The following is an 18,890-nucleotide window of genomic DNA, read 5'->3' as shown; positions in this document are numbered from 1 at the left end:
GGGCGCTTCCCCGGGGTGACCGGGTAGACCTTGTCGAAAAGGCGTCGTTCCGCTGGAGAGCAGACCTCATTGTTTGTCAAAAAAGCCTCGCCGACAGGTGCGTCGAAGCCTACGTCGAACGCGCTGCCTCCCAGAGGAAGTCCCGCGGCACCCTCCGAGTGGATCTTCCAACCCCTTGACCCCCGGTCGCCCCGGGCGTAGCCGTCGCTGCACGTCAGAGCCTGCCCTACCGTCTACGCGGCACGAGTCCGGCCTCGAAGGCGGTGATCGCCAGCTGGACGCGGTCCCGAGCTTCGAGCTTGGCGAACAGGCGCGCGACATGCGTCTTCGCCGTCGCCGCGCTGATCACCAACCGCTCGGCTATCTCAGCGTTCGACAGTCCCTGTCCGACCAGTGCCAGCACCTCGCGCTCCCGGTCGGTGATCCCCGCGATGAGACGTGGGTCCGCGGCGGGCTCGGTGTCCGGTTCGGGGGCCGCGGGGCCGGACGTTCCGGCGAAGTCCGCGATCAGCCGTCGGGTCACGCTCGGCGCGATCAACGCGTCGCCGGCCGCCACCACGCGGATCGCGTCCAGGATCGCGTCCAGGGCCATGCTCTTGAGCAGGAATCCGCTGGCCCCGGCGCGCAGTGCGCCGTAGACGTACTCGTCGTCGTCGAAGGTCGTCAGCACCAGTACCTTGGGCGGGTCCGGCTCGGCGGTCGCCTGCCGGGTCGCCTCGATCCCGTCCATGCCGGGCATGCGGATGTCCATCACCACGACGTCCGGCCGCAGCTCACGCACCAGGCGCACCGCCTCGCGGCCGTCGCCGGCCTCGCCGACCACCTCCAGGTCGTCGGTGTCGCCGATCAGGATCGCGAGCCCGACCAGCATCAGCGGCTGGTCATCGACCAGCAGTACCCGCACGCTCATGCCGGGAGCCTCGCCGCCACCCGGAATCCGCCCTCGGGACGCCGGCCCGCGCTGAACTGGCCGGACAGCAGGGTCACCCGCTCGCGCATGCCGAGCAGGCCGAAGCCGCTCCCGCCGGCCGCCGCCGAGAGCCTCGGACGGCCGGGCCTGCCGGGACCGTCGTCCCCGTCGTCCACCACCTCGATCGTCACTCCTGTCGGCTCGTAACCGACCGCGACCCGGCACGTCCGCGCACCGGAATGCCGCACCACGTTCGTCACCGACTCCTGGACGATCCGGAACGCCGACAGCTCGATCTCCGGCGGCAGCGGACGCCGCTCGCCCTGCCAGGTCACGTGGACCCGCACCCCGGCGTCGGCCGTGCGTTCGGCGAGCCGCGGGACGTCCGCCAGGCTGCCGGCCGGCGCCAGCGGAGCGGCCTGCGGCATGGCGTCGTCGGGCTCGGCGCGGCGCAGCGCTCCGAGCATGCGCTGCAGCCCGAGCAGCGTCTCCCGGCTGGTGGTCTCGATGCCGGTCAGCGCCTGCCGCGTCTGCTCGGGCTTGGTCTCCACGACCCGCGCCGCCGCTCCCGACAGCACCGTGATGATCCCGATGCTGTGCGCGACGCTGTCGTGCAGTTCACGGGCGATCCGCAGCCGCTCGGCCATGACGGCGCGGGCCGCGGTCTGCTCGTCCAGGGCTTCGAGGTATTCGCGGCGTTTGCGGTACACCCCGCCGAAGACCCACGCGACCGCGAACACGAACGCGAGCTGCCCGGCCCACGGGACCGCGTAGCCGACGGATTCCCCGTGGGAGACGAGGGTGCGCTCGATGAACGCGGTCACGACGGCCACGACGGAGCCGACGGCGGCAGCCGTCGGCCGCCGGGCGGCGAGGTACCCGGCCAAGGCCGGGAGCAGGAGGAGCACGATCCAGGGCCGCGCGCCGAAGAGGACGCCGAGGGCTGCTTCCTCGCCCAGGACCGCGGCGAAGACCGCCGCGGGCAGACGGCGCACCAGCAGGATCGGAAGGGCGAGCACGACGCAGAGACCGATCATCTGGTCGGGCCCGAGGTCGGGGAACCGTAACGGGCCGCCGTAGCGCCGGACCTGACCGACCGGCATCGACCAGAAGAGCATCAGCGCGTAGAAGCAGGCGGTGGCCAGCACCACGGCCCGCGACGTCAGCCAGGTCACGGGTTCCGATGTCGAGAAACGCCGGAGCAGCTCTTCCATGCGGAGATCGTATTGACTGGCGTCGGCTCTGCGCGTCGCCCCGGGGATGTACGCGGGGTACACCGCCGGGCCGACGGCCTGGGGGGAGAGGTGACATCCGCCGGCCGACGCGATGGATCACGGTCCGTTCCTAGGTTCATGGCCATGACGAATGAGCCGATGATCGATCTCCAAGACGCGACGAAGAAATACGATGACGGCCCGCCCGCGCTGGCCGGGGTGACCTTGTCCGTGGCGGCTGGTGAGTGCGTGGCGGTCCTCGGCCATTCCGGCAGCGGCAAGTCGACGCTGCTGAACCTGGTCGCGGGTCTGGACAAGCCTTCCAGCGGCACCGTGACCGTCAACGGAACCCGGGTCGATCAACTCGGCGAGGCCGGTTCGGCGAAGTACCGCCGAGCCTCCATCGGCATGGTCTTCCAGTTCTTCAACCTGCTCGACGACCTGACGGTGCTGGACAACGTGATGGTTCCGGCGCAGTTGGCCGGGATGGGCAAGAACGAGGTGAAGCGGCGGGCGACCGAGTTGCTCACCTCGCTGGGTGTCGACCGGCACGCCAAGGCCTACCCGCAGCGGCTGTCCGGCGGTCAGCGGCAGCGGGTGGCGGTGGCCAGGGCCCTGATGAACCGGCCGGCGTTGCTGCTGGCCGACGAGCCGACCGGCGCGCTGGACTCGCGCTCGGCCGAGGACGTGCGCCGGCTGCTGCTGGATCTGAACGCCGAGGGTCAGACCATCCTGCTGGTGACCCACGACATCCGACTGGCCGCGAACACCGCGCGACGCACGATCGAGCTGGTGGACGGTGCCGTGGCCCGAGACGTGGCCAACACGGTCAGCGGCACCACCTCCAACAGCTCGGCGGGAGCGGTCCGATGACGCGGCCCCCAGCGCTGCCGTCCCAGCGCCCGTACGAGGTTTCCTTCCGGGCCGTGGCCCGTCTGCTGCCGGCGGCGAGCCGATGAGCGCCCTGGGCAAGGTCGTTCGCTCCGGCGTCGGCCGGCGTCGTGTGCAGTCCCTCGTCATGGCCCTGACGACGTTCGCGGCCGTCACCTCCTCGGTGCTCTCGCTCGGTCTGCTGGCCGTCGTGCAGGCCCCGTTCGACCACGCCTTCAAGGCCCGGAACGGCGCGCACCTGTCGGTCCAGTTCGACGGCTCGAGGGCCACTGCCGCGCAGGCCGCCGCCACCGCGCACGCCGCCGGCGTCACCGAGGCGTCCGGGCCGTACCCGGTCACCGCCGCCCTGAACACGACCTTCGGCACGGACTGCACCGGGAACATCGCCGCGGGCATGCCGTTGGCCGGTCACACCAACCAGCCGGTCATCGCCGCCACCCGACCCGCCCTGGCCGGCACTTCCGGCCTGGACCATCTGGCCCTGGTCCAGGGCAGGTGGCCGACCACCGCGCACGAGATCGTCCTGTCCTCATGGGACCGTCACTGCGCAGGCGGTTCCGTGGTGTTCGACTCGCTGCCGGGCAAGCCCTCGTTCAAGGTCGTCGGCGAAGCGAACTCGCTGACCAACACCGCGACCGGCTTCCTCACCACCGACGGCTTCGCGCGGCTGACCGCCGCCGGCGCCAGGACCGACGAGCAGATGCTCTACCGGTTCGCCGAGTCCGGGACCGACGCCGACCTCACCACGGACAGGCAGGCGATCGCCGCCGCCGCGCCGGCCGGCTCGGTCGAGAGCGGACAGTCCTATCTGACCGTGGAGAAGCAGGCCGTCGGCAGCGCGAAGTCCTTCGTACCGTTCCTGGTCGTCTTCGGCATCCTCGGCCTGTTCCTGTCGGTGCTGATCATCGCGATCGTGGTCAGCGGCGCGGTGGTCTCGGGAATCCGGCGCATCGGGATCCTGAAGTCGCTCGGTTTCACCCCCTGGCAGGTGGCCCGCGCCTACGCCGCACAAGCCCTGATCCCGGCGACGATCGGCATGGTGGGCGGCACACTGGCCGGCAACCTGCTGGCCGTTCCGATCCTGGGCAAAGCCAGCAGGAATCTCGGTGCCGCCGACACCGACCTGCCGGTGTGGGTCAGCCTCGTCGTGCCGATCGGCACCTTGGTCATCGTCGGTACCACCGCGCTCATCCCGGCACTCCGGGCCGGCCGAATGCCGGCGGTGCAGACCCTGGTCGTCGGCCGCGCCCCGAAGGCCAAGCGCGGCCAAGCCGCGCAGCGCCTGGCAAGCAGGCTGCCGCTGCCCCGGCCGATGTCGCTGGGACTGGCCCAACCGTTCGCCAAACCGGCCCGGGCCGCGCTGGTCGGCGCCGCGGTGCTGTTCGGCGCGGTCAGCGTCACCTTCGCGATGGGGCTGGAGACCGCGTTCACCGAGTACCAGGACACGGATACCACCGGCCTCAACGCCGCGTCCATGCTCGTGCTGCCCGCCGGCACGCCCACCGGCTTCCACGCCCCCGGCGGCGGCCCTGGCAGCCCCCACCTGGACTCCACCGAGGTGGCCGCCGCGCTCGCCTCGATCCCGGGCACGAAGGCCGCGTTCGGCTGGGGCAACAGCGGCGCGACCGTGATCGGCGCGCCGACGGGCGACCACACGATGGTGGACACCACCACCGGCGACCTGTCCTGGACCGACCTGGCGCTGCTCAACGGCCGCTGGTACCAGAACCCCGGCGAAGCCGTGATCAACGACCACCTGGCCTCGACGGCCGGGATACACGTCGGCGACACCGTCACCGTGACGCAGGACAACAAGCGACTGCCGCTGCGGATCGTCGGCATCGACTTCGATGCCAGCAGCAACGGGGTCGTGATGACCGACACGGCCACGTTCACCGCCGCCGGTCTGACGCCGTACATCACCCAGTTCAACGTCAAGCTGGCCGACGACGTCAGCGCCCCGGACTGGTCCGCCTCGGCCACCGCCGCGCTGACCCCGCTGCACGCCGAAACCACCCCGAACATCACGTACGAGAACTACACGGTGCTCACCATGAGCGCCCTGGTGGCCACCCTCACACTGATGATGATCGCGGTCGCCGCGCTCGGCGTGCTGAACACCGTGGTGCAGGACACCCGGGAACGGATCCACGACCTGGGGATCTTCAAGGCCCTCGGGATGACGCCCCGGCAGACCATCGCGATGGTGCTGACCTCAGTGAGCCTCACCGGCCTGGTCGCCGGCCTGATCGGGGTCCCGATCGGGATGGCGGTGGAGAAGGCGACGCTGACCCAGATGGGGAACGCGATCGGCAGGAACCTGCCGCCGAGCGTGACCCACGTCTACACCCCCGGGGCACTGCTCCCGCTGCTGGCCGGCGGGATCGCGATCGCCCTGCTCGGGGCACTGCTGCCGGCCGGCTGGGCGGCGCGCTCCCGGACCGCCACCGCGCTGCGGACCGAGTAGAACCGGTCGCTCGTAGCACTGAAGATCTACCGTCTTGACCAAGGCGGCCCCGGCGCTCGTCGAACTTGTGTGACGAAGAACAAGAAGCAGGCCGGGGACGCCACATACCGGCTGGACGGACGATCAGTCCGACCGAACGTCAGGCAGCCTGCTTGGTGGTGGGGCCGCCGCCCGAGGGCGGCGGCCCCACCACCTGCCTCGGACCATGACGCTGTCTCAGATGGTGACGCTCGCGACGGTGGTCGTGGTTGGCTCCCCTTGGCCCAGTACGACCACGCCAGCCGAGCCAACGGTCAGGCCGGCGAGGATCGCCACCCGCAGCCGGGCCTGGCGGGCCACGTGGTCAGCCGCCGTGCGACGCTCGTCGGTCTCCTGCAGTTCGTTGTCCACTCTGTCGAGCAGTTCGCCGTCCATCATGGTGATGCCCTCCCTCTCGTTCGACGGGCCCCGGTCCTGCCGCTGGTCGCAACAGCAGCACCGAGGGGATCCTGGGGCCGAAGCCGAGCCGCAGCAGGCCGTAGCCGATGCCGGCCAGTCCGGTCAGCAGGCCGGGTGTGGGCACCTCACCGGGGGTACCGCAACGGGCGCCTTGCTGTTCGACGGACCGCACCAGTCGAGCGGCCGTACGGCGCCGGCCGGCATCGGTCGGCGCCAGCTCCACCAGTGGTTCCAGCAGAGCGAGTTCGCTGTGGCGGAGCGAATGGCCCGGCATCGGCACGCGGTCGGCGAGCAGGGCGAGGTGCTGGTCCGCCTTGCGGGCGCGCAGCGCCCGGCCGACCCGGTCCGGGCACCGGCCGGGGCCGTCGGAGTCCGCCGGGTCCACCGCCGCTCGCTCCCGCAGGGCCCACGCGACGCCCTCGTGGCCGTGGAGGAATCCGGGCCGCTCAGGAAGGGGCCGATGGCCCGCCAAGGTCCTGACAGTGTGGGCGAGTTCGGCAGCTGCCGGCAGCCGCGTCTGAGCGTGCACGGCCTCGGCCGCGAGCAGGGCACCGGCCAGGCCGTCGGCGATGTCCATGGGGGCTGCCGGATCGACAGCGGCCGTGTGAAGTGCGGTGAGGCCGGCGGGCAGGGCGGCGCTCAGCTCCGGGGAGTCCAGCAGGGTGGCGAGCCGGGCGGTGGCGTAGCTGATGCCGCCGAGCCCGGAGAAGCCGCCCGGCCCCACGGCACGCGCGAGTTCGGGGTGCTCCGCCAAGAGCCTCAGGAGCTGGGGAAGGACGCGGACGGCCTGGTCGGCGGCCTCCTGATAGCGGACCGCCCCGGTGAGCCGGCCCAGCTCGGCGAGGAACAGCGCCGGGCCGGTGTAGCCGTCGCCGAGCGCCATGCCCATCGGCAACACCGCCCACTGTCCTGGCCCGGCCTCCTGCAGCCCGAGCCAGTTCACCCGACCCTCGCCCCGACAAACCCGGGCGAGCAAGTCCTCCCCGATCCCCCGTGCGAGCTCCAGCGCCTGGGCACCGAGGTCACAGTCGTAGGCGTCCTTGGATTCGGCAGCGGGGCGCCCCGGAGCACGGCGGCCCGGAGCATGGCGGCCCGGAGACCGTCGTCCGGCGGCCAGGGAGGCGCGGATCAGCCATGCCTGCCGGTCGAGGTCGCCCTCCGACATTCCCCGGATCGTCCTGGCGGCGGCCGTCAGCCCGGATTCGTCGAGCAGAAACGGGAGTTCGCGACCGTCCCAGGTCCGCGGGGTGCGGGCGGCGGGGGTCATGGTGAAGAACGGGATGTCGCCGGCGAGCAGGTCGTTGAGTTCGTGGGGCGCCAGCACGTGCAGGTGCGGGTAGCCGGTCTCGTCGTGCAGTGCGGCGAAGGCCCGCTCCCGACCGGAGCGGTCGCGCAGCAGCTCCGGCTCGGTCGCCTCGGCGAGCAGCGTCGCATAGCTCTGACTGGGCCGCGCGACCAGGCGCATCGTCTCACCCGCAAAGCGAGACAACAGCCCCTGCTCACCGAGCAGTTCATGGGAGTTTGCGGCAATCACCCGGTAGCCGGCGCGGAATCCGCACAGCAGCCGGTCGAGCTGGTCGGCCGGATCGGCGGGTCTCCCGGCCAGCATCGGGCGGTTGTCGGCACCCGGCCAGCGGGCCGGGCGGCGGACCAGCCGCATCAGGTCGGTGCCCGCGTCCGCCCACCCGGGCATCGGGTCCGGCGTCCACTGGTCGGCCTGGCCACCGAGTGCCGAGAGGTCGAGTGAACCGCCGTCGCCGAAGCGCGGGTTCGGCAGCACCATGGTCCGCTGCACGGACGCGGCGAGCGCCCGGGCGGCCGGATCGGCGCCGCCATCAGTGACGGGCACCCAGCACGGGTGGAACAGCGTCTCCACGTCCACCACGACCGGCTGGTCGCGCGCGGCGATGAGGTTCTCGGCATGGATGTCGACCGCGTTCACCACGTGCAGCAGCGCGAGCTGGGCGCCGAGCCGCTCGTAGAACCTCCCGACTTCGGCTTGGGACCGGCATGGGCGCGGCGCGACGTACTCGGCCCAGCCGTACCCCGCCCGCGGCATCAACCGAACGGCTCGCGCCGCCAGTTGGGGCTGACATCGACCGAACCAGGCGAGCAGTTCGTTCCACCGGGCGTGCAGACCGAGCGGGCGCGGCTTGTACACCAGGCGCCGCCCGCCGTCGAACTCCAGCACGGCGACGGACCGGCCCCCCGCATGCGGGTCCCCCAGCCCGAAGCGGACCCGGATCAACCGACCGGGCTCGCCGTCGAGCAGGGCGGCGGTGAGCTGCTCCCGGTCCGCGTGGAGCCGCTCCAGCAGTTCGGTGGCTGTGGCCACGGTGCGTATGCACCGTTCGGCCAGCAGCCGGGCCAGCACGGGATGACGGTGCAGCATCGCGCCCAGGGCCGGCCCGGCGGCGACCTCGCTCAGGAACGCGTCGAACCGCTCCCGCCCGTCCTGCCCGGTCAAGGTTCCAGCCCGGCGCGCGTGTCCCAACTCCTGTACCAGTGTGCGTCCAGCCAGCCACACCAAGCCGCCGGCCAGGTGGCGCCGTGCACCGGCCCACACCACTCGCCCCTCAACCGCGGCAGGGTTCGCCGCCGCGAAGTGGTGGGAGGTGGTCCGCAGAAACGGCCGCAGCGGATGCAGCAGTCGGCCCTCGGGGCCCGCCCCAGGGAGCGGGCGGATCCGCCCGCCGGGCGCCGAGTCGGCGCAACGCAGCGCCTGTTCCACCAACTTGGCCCAGCGCGGCGTCCGTCCGGGCGGCAGGGCACTGCGCTCGGCCGACGACAGTGCGGGCAGCCACCAGGCGCCAAACGCCGCAGGCAGCGGAACCGACTGATTCGCCTGCACTGTCACTCCAATACTCTGGCACACCATCACCATCTCTGACAGGGTGGCGGGTCGGATTCCCGGCAGGCCTACCGCGCGGCGAGGAAGTCCGCCACGAAATCGCACAGCTGGGCGCGGGTGGCGGAGTTGGTCTTGCCGATCAGACTGGCGATGTGTTTCTCGACCGTCCTGGGAGAGATCTGCAGGCGGGCGGCCACGGCCTTGTTGCCGACGCGTTCGACCAGCAGGCAAAAGACGTCGTACTCGCGCATGGTGACGCCGAGCGCGACGAGTTCGGCCGGAATCCGATCCGTGCCGGTGCGGCGCTGCCCGACCGGAGCGCCCAGTGAACGCAGCCGGGAGCGGCACGCGGCGGCGATGGCGTCGGCACCCGAGTGGTGGAAGTACGTCTCGGCCTCGGTCAACCAGTCGCGGACTTCCCCCCATCCGTCGGTGACTGCGGCGTCAGTGACCAGACGCAGGCCGAGGTGACGAGCCGTCGGGAAGATCACCGCGTCGGCCTGCGCAGCGCGGCACGCCGCCACCGCCTCGGCCGGGCGACCTTCCCGACCGTACAGGACCGCCCGGGCCAAGCCGACGAACTGCCGGTTCCACCGCATCCGGCCCGCCTGACTCGCGGTGATCCGTTCGACCTCTGCCCAGTCGGCTCGCCCGGCCAGCACGGACAGCAGCAGGACCAGCCCGTGGCTGCCGGCGAGGTGGAAGTAGTTCTCCTCGTCCGGCGGGACGGCGGCGGCCAGCCGCGCGGCCAGCTCCGCCGCCTGCTCGTGGTCCTCCTCCAGCAGCGCGCAGAACAGCTCGGCCAGGCCGAGCACGAGCGGTGCCTCCCGCGACTCGTTCCCACCGCTGGTCCGGAACCGGGCGAGTGCCGACCGCAGTTGGGGCCTGCGGGCCCGGTGGGCGGCGGCCACCGCGCCCACCATCAGGGCGTACCGGGTCACCGAGTGCAGCTGCAGTCGCTCGGTCTCGGCCCTGGGGCCGTCCAGCAGGGCCGTGGCCCGGTCGAAGTCGGCTCGCAGCACCGCGTCGAGCGCCAGCATCGCCCCGACGTTGTGCGCCAGGCTCACGCACCCGGTGCGCATCGCCTCCTGCTGGGCGTGGTGCAGCCCGTCCAGGTCGGCCTCGGCGAGCCAGGCGTTGCTGCCCAGGCCGATCAGCCCGTGGTTGTGCCAGCTCACCTGGCGGCTCTCGGCGGCCATCCGCAGCGTGCGGCGGAAGCACTGGTCGGACTCGGCCAGGGAGCGCCCACGGGTCGCGAAACCCATCGCGTACCACGCCTGGCAGGCCAGTGCGTGGTCACCGCGCTGTTCCGCGCCCTCGATCGCCCGGCGGGCCAGTTGCTCGCTGCGGCCGATCCGCCCCTGCTCCGCTGTCGACACCATCAGGTAGGCCTCGACCACATCGATGCCCGCGGTGTCTCGCGCACCCGCCCCCTCGGGCAGCAGCTCCCGGGCCGCGCGGACCTGTTCCAGTCCCACGTCCCACTGCCCGGCCACCTGCGCCGCCCAGGCCAGCCGCATGTGCAGCTCGACCCGGCGTCCCGGATCGGCCTCGACATCGGCCCGGCGCAGTTGCTGCGCCACCTCGGTGGCCCGGTCGAGCCGGCCGTCGTCCGCCAGGGCGAGCAGCAGGGTCTCCAGCAACTCCCTTCGCACGCCGGCCGGTACGGCGTCGTCAGGCAGATGGATGTCCGATCCGTCGACAGGCCCCAAGGCCGACCGGGCTTCGTGCAGCACCGCGATCGCCGTTCCGGGCCCGTGGCCGGCCAGGGCACGGCGGGCCACCTCCAGGTAGCGGACGGCGGCGGTCCGGCGGTCCCCCGCCTGCCCGTGCAGCCGCGCGGCCAGCAGGCACCATGTGCCGGGCAGGCCCGGGTCGAGCTCGTTCATGGCCGCCACGGCCCGGGCGGCGAGCTCGGCCCGGTCGGCCGGCGTGAGCCGGTCGAGCAACGCCTCCTGGGTCAGCGGATGTTCGAAGGCGTACCAGTCGGGCCCACGCTCGTCGTCCGGCACCAGCAGGCCGTCGACGACGGCGGAGCGCAGCGAGCCGGCGGGCTCGTGGTCGTCCGGCGCGGCGCAGCGCCGCGCCACCGACAGCGGGAAGCTGCGGCCCAGCACTGCGGCGGCCGACAGCAGCTGGAGCGTCTGCGGTCCGAGCCGCTCCGCCCGCTGCTCGACCGCCCGGACCAGGGTGAACGGGATGGCCGCGCGGCTGGTGCCGACCAGCTGCCAGCGGTCCTCGGTGCGGACGAGTCGGCCCTCGGCGCGCATGCCGCGGATCAACTCGACGGCGGTGAACGGGATTCCACTGCTGTCGGCGAGCACCCGGTCGGACACCGCCACCGGCAGCTCGTCCGGCGGACAGCCGAGACAGCTCGCGGTCAGCGCGTGCACCTGCGCTGCACCGAGCCGGCCGAGTCTCACCAGGCCGGCTTCCCCGCGCTGGGCCAGCGTGTCCGCGAGCGCGTGGGCGGCGCCGGGCGTGTCCCGCAGGGTGGCGACGACGGCAACCGGCAGCAGGGCCAGGTTGGCCGCCAGGTACTCCAGGACCGCCAGCGTCTCGAGGTCCGCGTCGTGCAGGTCGTCGATGACGAGCAGGCAGCCGCGCTCCCGTCCGCAGGCGGCGGCCAGCCGGACCACGGCCTCGGCCAGCACGATCGGCGACCGGTCGCAGGCGTCCCCGATCGCCCACTCGGGTACCAGACGGCCGAGCACGGGCAGGTACGGTCCGAGCGCGTCGGTGGGCGGCGCGCCACCGGCCCGGGCGAGTGACAGCAGTGCCTCGGTGAGCGACCGGTACGGCACGGCCGGGCCGGTGGCGATGCAGCGGCCCTTGAGCACGGTCATCCCGGCCTCCCGGGCCAGCGTGATCGCCTCGCCGGCCAGCCTGGTCTTCCCGATCCCCGGCTCTCCGGTCACGCACACCGTGCCACCCACCGACGTCCGCGCGTCCTGCAGTGCGCGGTCCAGCAGGGCGAGTTCGTCCTCGCGTCCGACGAGTCCACTGAACCGGTCCACGCGCGGTTCCGTCATCGTGCTCCCCTCCGGTCTGCTGATCCGATCAAGGGGGACCCTATGCCGACTCGTCGTCGCCGTTGAGGGCCTCCTCCAGCCACTTCACGACCGTCTCGGCGGCCTCGTCGGGACCCTGCATGGCAGGCCCGACGCCGTTCTCCTTCTGCCACAGCACGAACATCTCGCGCTCGGTCGGCTCGACCACGGTGTGGCCGTCGGCGCGCAGCGTGCTGACGTGACGCCGGGTCGCGGGCTTGCGCCACATCGAGCCGTTCATGTTCGGGAAGAACAGTGCGGGCCGCTCGTGGGCCAGCAGGACCGTCTGGGCCGGCGTGGCGGCCAGCCCGAGGGCCGCCGCGGCCAGGGTGTTGGCGGTGGCGGGCAGTACCACCAGGCCGAGCGAGCGGTGCGCGAACTCGGTGGGGTTGAGGGCCGGGTCGTCGGCGACGTACACCTCGTCCGCGTGCCAGGCCAGTACCTGGGGCTGGACGAAGCGCGCGGCGCTCGCGGTCAGCAGGACCCGTAGCGGCAGGTCGATCTCCTGGCGGAGGAAGACGAGGTAGTTCGGCAGGTCCTTGGCCACGATCGAGCCACAGGCGATCACGGAGAGGGCGTCATTTCGCATGGCATGGATGGTGTCCGAGCCCGGCCGCCCCGGTATGGGGGTCGGGCCCCCGTTTTCCGTCCCGGCCGCCGGCAGGAAGACGGGGACCGACTACCCATGTCCGCCCACCCGGCGCCGTGCCATCGTCTGACTCGCCGATCCGCCGCCAGGGCGGGACGGCGCCAACCCACCTCTTCATCAAGGGAGTCGAACCATGAAGAAGATCACTGTGCGCAAGACCGGTTCCATCAAGCTCACCTCGCCGGCGTCCTACGTCCTGGTGGTCTGCTGACCTGGTGACACCCCCGGGCCTGCGTGCAGCACAGCACGCGGGCCCGGGTTCGTCCCGCCGCACCCGCCCGAGGCCCGCACCCCTCCGAGCGGCCCGCACCCCTCCGAGGGAGAGATCATGGCGACCGCCGACCTCGCGTTCCATCCGCTCACCTTCGTCACCGAACGCGACGGCACGATGGTGGGCCGGCCCGACACCGGGTCCTTCGCGCTGCTCCCGGAGGACGGCGCGGCGCTGCTGCGACGCCTGGCCGACGGCATGCCGCTCGCCGAGGCCGCCGCCTGGTACCGCGCGACCTACGGAGAGCCGGTCGACCTGGCCGACTTCGTCGAGACCATGCGCGATCTCGGCTTCGTCCACGAGTCCGGCGCCGCCGCCGAGCCCGTGCCCGTACGCCTCCAGGCCTGGGGACGTGCCATGTTCTCGCCGCTCGGCTGGAGCTGTTACGCGCTGATCACCGCACTGGCGATCGCGGCGATGATCTACGAGCCCCGACTGCAGCCGCACACCCGGAACCTGTTCTTCGCCCCGTCCCTGGTCGCGGTGGAGGTGACCCTCGCCGTGCTGCAGATGCCGCTCATGCTCTGGCACGAGGGCTGGCACGTCCTGGCCGGCCGCAGGCTCGGCCTGCCCACCAGTCTGGGCATCGGACGACGGCTCTACTTCGTGGTCTTCGAGACCCGGCTCGACGCGCTGTTCGGTGTGCGGCCCGCGCAGCGCCATCTGCCCTTCCTGGCCGGGATGCTCGGCGAGGTCGTGCTCTTCGGCGTGCTCACCCTCGCGGCGGCGGCCGACCTCGCGACCGGACCGTCCTGGGCCGGGCGGTTCGCCCTCGCCGTGGCGTACCTGATCCTGCCCCGGCTGGCCTGGCAGTTCCTGATCTTCCTGCGCACCGACCTCTACTACGTCCTCGCCACGGCCCTGGGCTGCGCCAACCTGCACGAGGTGGGTTCGGCCTACCTGCGCCACCGTCTGGGCCGGGGCGGCTGGGCGGAGGACCGCTGGTCGGCGCGGGAGCGGGCGCTGGCGCCCTGGTTCGCCCTGCTGACCGCGATCGGCACCGCCGTCCTGCTGGTCGCCGCCGTGTTCACCGTCGTCCTGCCGACCGTGACGTTCACCCAGCGACTCGCCGACGGCATCGCGAACCGCTCGCTGGGCGACAGCCGGCTCTGGGATGCCGCCGTCGCCCTGCTCGTCATCGTCGTCCAGGTCGTCGTGCTGCCCCTGCTGGTCGGCCGCAGGCAACGCCGCGCCGCCGCGTGACCGGCCCGCGCACTCACGAAAGGAAAACCCGTGACCTCCCACACCTGGCGCCTCCAGCCCGAAGGCACCGCGCACGACGACCGGTACGACGCCCGAGCCGACTGCCACCGGCGGCTGCGCGGACCGTACACCGGTCTGGGCACACTGCTGCGCTCACTGGTGCCGGATGCGCACCGGGCCCGCCCGGAGCTCGTGGCGCGCCACGCCGTCGAGATCCTGTCCGCCGCTCCGGAGCTCAAGGACCTGATCGGCGCCGGACCGCAGACCCTCACCTCGCTGGCCGTGCCCAACGAGCGCACCCGCCTCTACCCGGCGAAGCGCACCCGCCGTCTCGCCCACGGCATCGTCGAGTTCCTGCACGGCCACGCCCGCGAGCTCGGCCACGCGCTGGCCCTGCGCTTCGACCGGGTCGACGAAGCCGATCACACCGACCAGGAGTTCCTCGCCATCCTGCTGCGCCGGGCCCGGCCGGACCTGCTGATGGTCACCGTGCACACCGGCGGCGCCGACCTGATCCCCGAACTCGCCACGGCCCTCGCCGCCCGTGCCGCCCGTGCCGCCCGTGCGGTCGCCCAAACGGTCGCCCAACATCCGGACGGGCACGATGATCTGACGGATCATCACAAGCTGGCCCAGGCCTACGTCGGGTCCGACGGCACCTCCCACGACCCCGCCGAAAAAGCCGCCTACCACCGCGTCGACGCCGCCGAGCGGGCTCGACTGCACGACCAGCGGGCGGCCGAGCTGCGCCGCCGCGGAGACTGGAGCCTGTCCCTCGGGGCGATCCCCTATCACCTGGAGCACGGCAGCGACCGGGAAGCGGCCGCCGACGCGTTATTCGAAGCCGCCGAGTACCTGGTCTCGATGGGCTTCTACCACGCGCTGCTCGACGTGGCCGGACGTGGCACGGCCCTGGTGGACCCGGCCGAGGAGCCCCGGAAGTACTGGATGCTGGGCACCAAGGTCACCACCGCACTGGCGATCCTCGGCCGGCCGGAGGAGGCCGAACGGCGCTACATCGAGCTGCGCGCCATGTTCCAACAGCCGATGCTGCACATCTTCTCCGGCTACGCCCTCGCCATGCTCTACACGCGCTACTACCCGGCCGAGCACAAGGACCACCAGCTGGCCAAGGCCCACCTGCACAACGTGCTCGCGATGGCTTCCCTACTGCCGGACCACGACCAGCGCGTCTTCCAGTCGGTCTTCAACCGCAACGGCCTGGCCCTGGTGGAGCTCCAGCTCGGCAACCCGGCCGAGGCGCTGCGCCTGGTCAGCACCGGCCTGGCCGACATCGACCGCGAACTCCCCGCCGAGAAACACCGCTTGCACCGCTCCGTGCTGGTGCACAACCGGGGCCGGGTGTACACGGCGCTCGGCCGCCTGGAGGAGGCGCTGGCCGACATCGACACCGTCATCGAGCTGGATCCCAACTACCCGGACTACTACTTCGACCGGGCCGACCTGCGGCGCCGGATGGGCGACCTGCCCGGCGCGTTGGCCGACTACAGTGAGTCGATCACCTTCGCCGCGCCGTTCTGGGAGATGCACTACAACCGGGCCGACCTGCTCCTGGAACTGGGCGACCTGGCAGGCGCGATCGCGGACCTGACGTACGTACTCGATCTGGAACCCGACGAGTTGGACGCCCGGATCAACCTCGCCAGCCTGCTGCGGGAGCAGGGCGATGCGGCGGGATCGCTGGCCCAGGTCGAGGAGGGGCTGCGCCACCACCCGGGCGACGCCCGCCTGTTGTCCGCCCGGGGGCTACTGGCGCTGGACGCGGGCGACGACCGGGCGGCGCTGCGCGACTTCGCCCTGGCGCTGACCGCCGAGCCGGACCTGGTGAGCGCGCTGGCCAACCGCGCGGCCCTGCTCCTGGAGACGGGCGACCACGGCACCGCGGTCGCGGATCTCACCCGGGCGCTGGCGATCGAGGCCGACAATCCGGACCTGCTCTACAACCGTGGCTACGTCCACCAGAGTGCCGGTGACTGGGAGTCGGCCCGCCAGGACTACACCGCCGCACTGCTGCTGCCCGGCGCCGACCGAGCCGACCTGCTGCGACAGCGCGCCGAATGCCACCTCGCACTGGGCGATCTGACGGCTCATCAGATCGACCTGGCGGCGGCCGAGTCGGCCACGAGCTCGCCGGACGCGGTCGCGGATCCGGTGAGGGTGTCGTGACGGCCGGGCCGGATCCCGGCACCGTGACCGGTCCGGTGACGCCCCGGCCGGAGACCCCGGCCGTCACCGGACCGGCCCTGCGGAGCGTCATGCGCCGCTGGGCCACGGGGGTCGCCCTGGTCACCGCCACGTCCCAGGGCCGGCCGACCGGTTGCACGGCCAGTTCCTTCACCTCGGTCTCGCTCAGCCCGCCGCTCGTGCTGGTGTCGCTGTGCCGGAGCAGCCGCACCCTGGCCGCGATCACCGGCCAGGGTGCCTTCGGCATCAACCTGCTCGGCCGCCATCACCAGGACCTGGCCGACCGGTTCGCCACCACACCGGCCGAACAGCGGTTCGCCGGGATCGGCCACCGGCTGGTCCGGGACGTCCCGGTGATCGACGAGGCGATGGCGGCCCTGGTGTGCCGGGTCGAGCGCACCGTCGCCGCCGCCGACCACCTGCTCGTGCTGGGGCAGCCCCTGTGGTGCGACCAGAACGGCGCCGCCGACCCCCTGGTGCACTTCGGAAGCCACTACCAGTGTCTGGCCGGAGGATCAGCACCTGCGTGATCCGGTTGCTCGCCCGAGGGGGACGAAAGGTAGGGCTGCGGGTGATCACCGGCGCCGAGCCGGCGGGTACGGCGCGGCGGACGAGGTCGTCCTGGACGCGGTGTTCGGCCGCGGCCCGATGACCGGCTCGCTGCCGTTCGACCTGCCCCGCTCGGACGCCGCCGTCGACGCCGCCCGCGAGGACGTGCCCTTCGACACGGAGGACCCGCTCCTCCGCTTCGGCCACCCGACCGCCCCGCGCTGAACCAGCGCCGTCCGGCTGCCCGGGAGCCTGCCCGCCCTCGGTGCTGCGGCGCCGGCTGACATCAGGCCCGCGGATCGGCGGGCGGGAAGGCGACCGTGACGGTCAGCCCGCCGCCGGGAGCCGGATTGGCCTTGGCCAAGACGGTGGCGCGGTGGGCGCGGGCCACCGACGCGACGATCGACAGTCCCAGGCCGGCCCCCTCCCCCGGAGCGTGGCGGCGTTCCGCCATCCGCCGGAACGGTTCGAACAGCAGCGGCACCGTGTCGGGCGGTACCTGGGGGCCGGTGTTGGAGACGGCCAGGCCGTGCGGTCCGGTGGTCACCCGCACCCGACCGCCGGGGTGGTTGTGCCGGACGGCGTTCGCGACGAGGTTCTGCACCAGCCGTTCCAGCAGCACGCTGTCCCCGGACACGGTGACCGGCCGCACGTCGGTGACGATCTCGATCTGACGGGCTGCGGCGTCCGCGGCCCGGGCCGCGGCGGCGTGTGCGGCGAGTTCGTGCAGGGCGACCGGGTCGTTGTGGTGCCGGCCCTGTTCGGAGTCGGCGAGCAGGAGGAGGCCGTCGATCAGCCGCTGGCTCTCCTCGGCGACGTCGATGAGCTTGGCCCGGATGCGGGCGACCTGCACGGCGTCGGGTGCACCGTCCAACCCGATCTCGGCGGCGGCGCGCTGGACGGCGAGCGGTGTGCGCAGCTCGTGGGCGGCGTTGGCGGCGAACCGCTGTTGGGCGCCGACGAGTTGTTCGATCCGTTCCAGCATGCCGTCGAAGGTGTCGGCGAGTTCCTTGAGTTCGCCGGGCGGGGCGGCGAGGGCGATGCGCTCGTGCAGGTTGGTGCCGGACAGCCGCCGGGCGGTGTCGGTGATCACCGCAACCGGACGCAGGACCCGGCCGGCCATCCACCAGGCCAGGGCGATCGAGCACAGGCTGTAGAGGACGAGCGCGGCGAGGGTGACGAGCAGCAGGCGGGTCAGCGCCGCCTGTTCGGCGTCGTCGATGATCCTGGCCAGGGGCAGCGCCCGCTGGGAGTAGGGGGACAGGGCGGGGCCGGTGCCGGGCAGCGCGGTGGTCTCCTTGGGCACGGCGCCTTTGACGGCGGTGCCGATCGAGGTGGCCAGCCCTTGTTCGACGAGCAGGTACACCAGGCCGGTGAGCAGCACTCCGGCGAACACCAGGAGGCCCCCGTACAGGGCGGTCAGGCGGGCTCGTTCGGTGGCGGCGATCCGTCTCACCGGGCGCCGTCCAGGTCGTCCTCCGGGCGCGGACGGTGGCCGGAGGCCACGCGGTAGCCGGAGCCCGGGACGGTCTCCACCACCGGCGGTTCGCCGAGTTTGGCCCGCAGTTTGCTCAGGGCGACCCGGACGGCGCTGGTGCGGTAGCTGGTGTGCTCCTCCCAGACCTGTTCGATGAGGTCCTCGGCGCTGACCACGGCGCCGTCGGCGCGCAGCAGGGTCTCCAGGACGGCGAACTCCTTCGGGGAGAGGGCCAGGTGACGGCCGTCGCGGCGGGCTTCGCGGCGGGCGGTGTCCAGGGTGAGCCCGGCGCGGTGCAGGACGGGCGGCAGCGCGGGCTGGGCGCGACGGCCGAGTGCGAGGACGCGGGCGAGGAGTTCGTCATAGGCGAAGGGTTTGGTGAGGTAGTCGTCGGCGCCCAGGCCGAGTCCTTCGACCCGGTCGCGGACGGTGCCGGCGGCGGTGAGCATCAGGATCCGGGTGAGCAGCCGCTGGTCGACGATGTGCCGGCAGACCTCGTCGCCGTGCAGGCCTGGCAGGTCGCGGTCGAGGATGACCACGTCGTACGCGCCGAGGCGGAGCCTGGCGAGGGCTTCGAGGCCGTCGCCCACGGTGTCCACGGCGAGCGCGTCGCGGCGCAGGCCTTCGGCGATCATCTCGGCGAGGAACGCCTCGTCCTCCACCACCAGTACGCGCATCGCCCCAGTATCCGGTGACCTGGGGTTTCGGCGGTGTT

The 18,890-nt window shown here is 72.5% G+C and carries 14 protein-coding genes; 6 read left to right on the top strand and 8 right to left on the bottom strand.

The window, feature by feature from the left end; translation table 11 throughout:
- Positions 1-226 precede the first annotated feature (226 nt).
- Positions 227-910 (bottom strand): response regulator transcription factor, encoded by a 684-nt coding sequence (locus ABZ449_RS08445; RefSeq protein ID WP_360342266.1) that lies wholly within the window; start codon positions 908-910, stop codon positions 227-229.
- Complete coding sequence (locus tag ABZ449_RS08440; RefSeq protein ID WP_360342263.1) at positions 907-2,124, bottom strand: sensor histidine kinase; 1,218 nt, start codon at positions 2,122-2,124, stop codon at positions 907-909. The genes ABZ449_RS08445 and ABZ449_RS08440 overlap by 4 nt, the downstream gene beginning before the upstream one ends.
- Positions 2,125-2,268: 144 nt before the next feature.
- On the opposite strand from ABZ449_RS08440, the gene ABZ449_RS08435 reads away from it, so the two are divergent.
- Both ABZ449_RS08435 and ABZ449_RS08430 read left to right on the top strand, forming a co-directional pair.
- Complete coding sequence (locus ABZ449_RS08435; protein WP_360342260.1) at positions 2,269-2,997, top strand: ABC transporter ATP-binding protein; 729 nt, start codon at positions 2,269-2,271, stop codon at positions 2,995-2,997.
- A 145-nt stretch (positions 2,998-3,142) separates the two neighbouring features.
- Positions 3,143-5,482: an ABC transporter permease gene (locus ABZ449_RS08430; RefSeq protein ID WP_360342257.1), complete on the top strand. Its 2,340-nt coding sequence runs from the start codon at positions 3,143-3,145 to the stop codon at positions 5,480-5,482.
- Positions 5,483-5,698: 216 nt separating this feature from the next.
- On the opposite strand, the gene ABZ449_RS08425 is transcribed toward ABZ449_RS08430, so the two are convergent.
- Genes ABZ449_RS08425 through ABZ449_RS08410 form a run of 4 tightly spaced genes read right to left on the bottom strand, consistent with a single transcriptional unit; the run spans position 5,699 to position 12,410 of the window.
- Positions 5,699-5,872 carry a hypothetical protein gene (locus ABZ449_RS08425; protein WP_360342254.1) on the bottom strand — a complete coding sequence of 58 codons (174 nt, stop codon included), beginning with the start codon at positions 5,870-5,872 and terminating at the stop codon, positions 5,699-5,701.
- On the bottom strand, positions 5,826-8,804 hold the full coding sequence (locus ABZ449_RS08420) for a type 2 lanthipeptide synthetase LanM family protein (RefSeq protein ID WP_360342251.1): 2,979 nt from the start codon (positions 8,802-8,804) through the stop codon (positions 5,826-5,828). The genes ABZ449_RS08425 and ABZ449_RS08420 overlap by 47 nt, the downstream gene beginning before the upstream one ends.
- 35 nt (positions 8,805-8,839) lie before the next feature.
- Positions 8,840-11,803 (bottom strand): AAA family ATPase, encoded by a 2,964-nt coding sequence (locus tag ABZ449_RS08415; protein WP_360342248.1) that lies wholly within the window; start codon positions 11,801-11,803, stop codon positions 8,840-8,842.
- Between the two features lie 40 nt (positions 11,804-11,843).
- Positions 11,844-12,410 (bottom strand): flavoprotein, encoded by a 567-nt coding sequence (locus ABZ449_RS08410; RefSeq protein WP_360342245.1) that lies wholly within the window; start codon positions 12,408-12,410, stop codon positions 11,844-11,846.
- Positions 12,411-12,798: 388 nt separating this feature from the next.
- Between ABZ449_RS08410 and ABZ449_RS08405 the strand changes: the two genes are divergently transcribed.
- The 4 genes from ABZ449_RS08405 (at position 12,799) to ABZ449_RS08390 (ending at position 16,923) form a co-directional block, all read left to right on the top strand.
- Positions 12,799-13,944: a hypothetical protein gene (locus ABZ449_RS08405; protein ID WP_360342242.1), complete on the top strand. Its 1,146-nt coding sequence runs from the start codon at positions 12,799-12,801 to the stop codon at positions 13,942-13,944.
- 30 nt (positions 13,945-13,974) lie between these two features.
- On the top strand, positions 13,975-16,131 hold the full coding sequence (locus ABZ449_RS08400; RefSeq protein ID WP_360342239.1) for a tetratricopeptide repeat protein: 2,157 nt from the start codon (positions 13,975-13,977) through the stop codon (positions 16,129-16,131).
- Between the two features lie 23 nt (positions 16,132-16,154).
- Positions 16,155-16,679 (top strand): flavin reductase family protein, encoded by a 525-nt coding sequence (locus ABZ449_RS08395; protein WP_360342236.1) that lies wholly within the window; start codon positions 16,155-16,157, stop codon positions 16,677-16,679.
- 100 nt (positions 16,680-16,779) lie between these two features.
- Entirely contained in the window at positions 16,780-16,923 is a 144-nt protein-coding gene (locus tag ABZ449_RS08390) for a hypothetical protein (RefSeq protein ID WP_360342233.1), read from the top strand.
- Between the two features lie 61 nt (positions 16,924-16,984).
- On the opposite strand, the gene ABZ449_RS08385 is transcribed toward ABZ449_RS08390, so the two are convergent.
- Positions 16,985-18,145: an ATP-binding protein gene (locus tag ABZ449_RS08385; RefSeq protein ID WP_360342337.1), complete on the bottom strand. Its 1,161-nt coding sequence runs from the start codon at positions 18,143-18,145 to the stop codon at positions 16,985-16,987.
- A 5-nt stretch (positions 18,146-18,150) separates the two neighbouring features.
- A complete protein-coding gene (locus ABZ449_RS08380; protein ID WP_360342230.1) occupies positions 18,151-18,852 on the bottom strand; it encodes a response regulator transcription factor in 702 nt (233 codons plus the stop codon).
- Positions 18,853-18,890: the final 38 nt, after the last annotated feature.

It is taken from the genome of Kitasatospora sp. NPDC005856 (genome assembly GCF_040629945.1).
GTDB lineage: Bacteria > Actinomycetota > Actinomycetes > Streptomycetales > Streptomycetaceae > Kitasatospora.
Note: the sequence above shows the minus strand (reverse complement) of the source record. Positions and strands in the feature narration are given on the sequence as shown.

What these genes read in the sequence shown, in the direction of transcription:
- ABZ449_RS08440 (WP_360342263.1), bottom strand. Translation starts at nt 2,124, where the DNA reads ATGGAAGAGCTGCTCCGGCGTTTCTCGACATCGGAACCCGTGACCTGG.
- ABZ449_RS08430 (WP_360342257.1), top strand. Translation starts at nt 3,143, where the DNA reads ATGGCCCTGACGACGTTCGCGGCCGTCACCTCCTCGGTGCTCTCGCTC.
- ABZ449_RS08445 (WP_360342266.1), bottom strand. Translation starts at nt 910, where the DNA reads ATGAGCGTGCGGGTACTGCTGGTCGATGACCAGCCGCTGATGCTGGTC.
- ABZ449_RS08380 (WP_360342230.1), bottom strand. Translation starts at nt 18,852, where the DNA reads ATGCGCGTACTGGTGGTGGAGGACGAGGCGTTCCTCGCCGAGATGATC.
- ABZ449_RS08415 (WP_360342248.1), bottom strand. Translation starts at nt 11,803, where the DNA reads ATGACGGAACCGCGCGTGGACCGGTTCAGTGGACTCGTCGGACGCGAG.
- ABZ449_RS08405 (WP_360342242.1), top strand. Translation starts at nt 12,799, where the DNA reads ATGGCGACCGCCGACCTCGCGTTCCATCCGCTCACCTTCGTCACCGAA.
- ABZ449_RS08435 (WP_360342260.1), top strand. Translation starts at nt 2,269, where the DNA reads ATGACGAATGAGCCGATGATCGATCTCCAAGACGCGACGAAGAAATAC.
- ABZ449_RS08420 (WP_360342251.1), bottom strand. Translation starts at nt 8,804, where the DNA reads ATGGTGATGGTGTGCCAGAGTATTGGAGTGACAGTGCAGGCGAATCAG.
- ABZ449_RS08410 (WP_360342245.1), bottom strand. Translation starts at nt 12,410, where the DNA reads ATGCGAAATGACGCCCTCTCCGTGATCGCCTGTGGCTCGATCGTGGCC.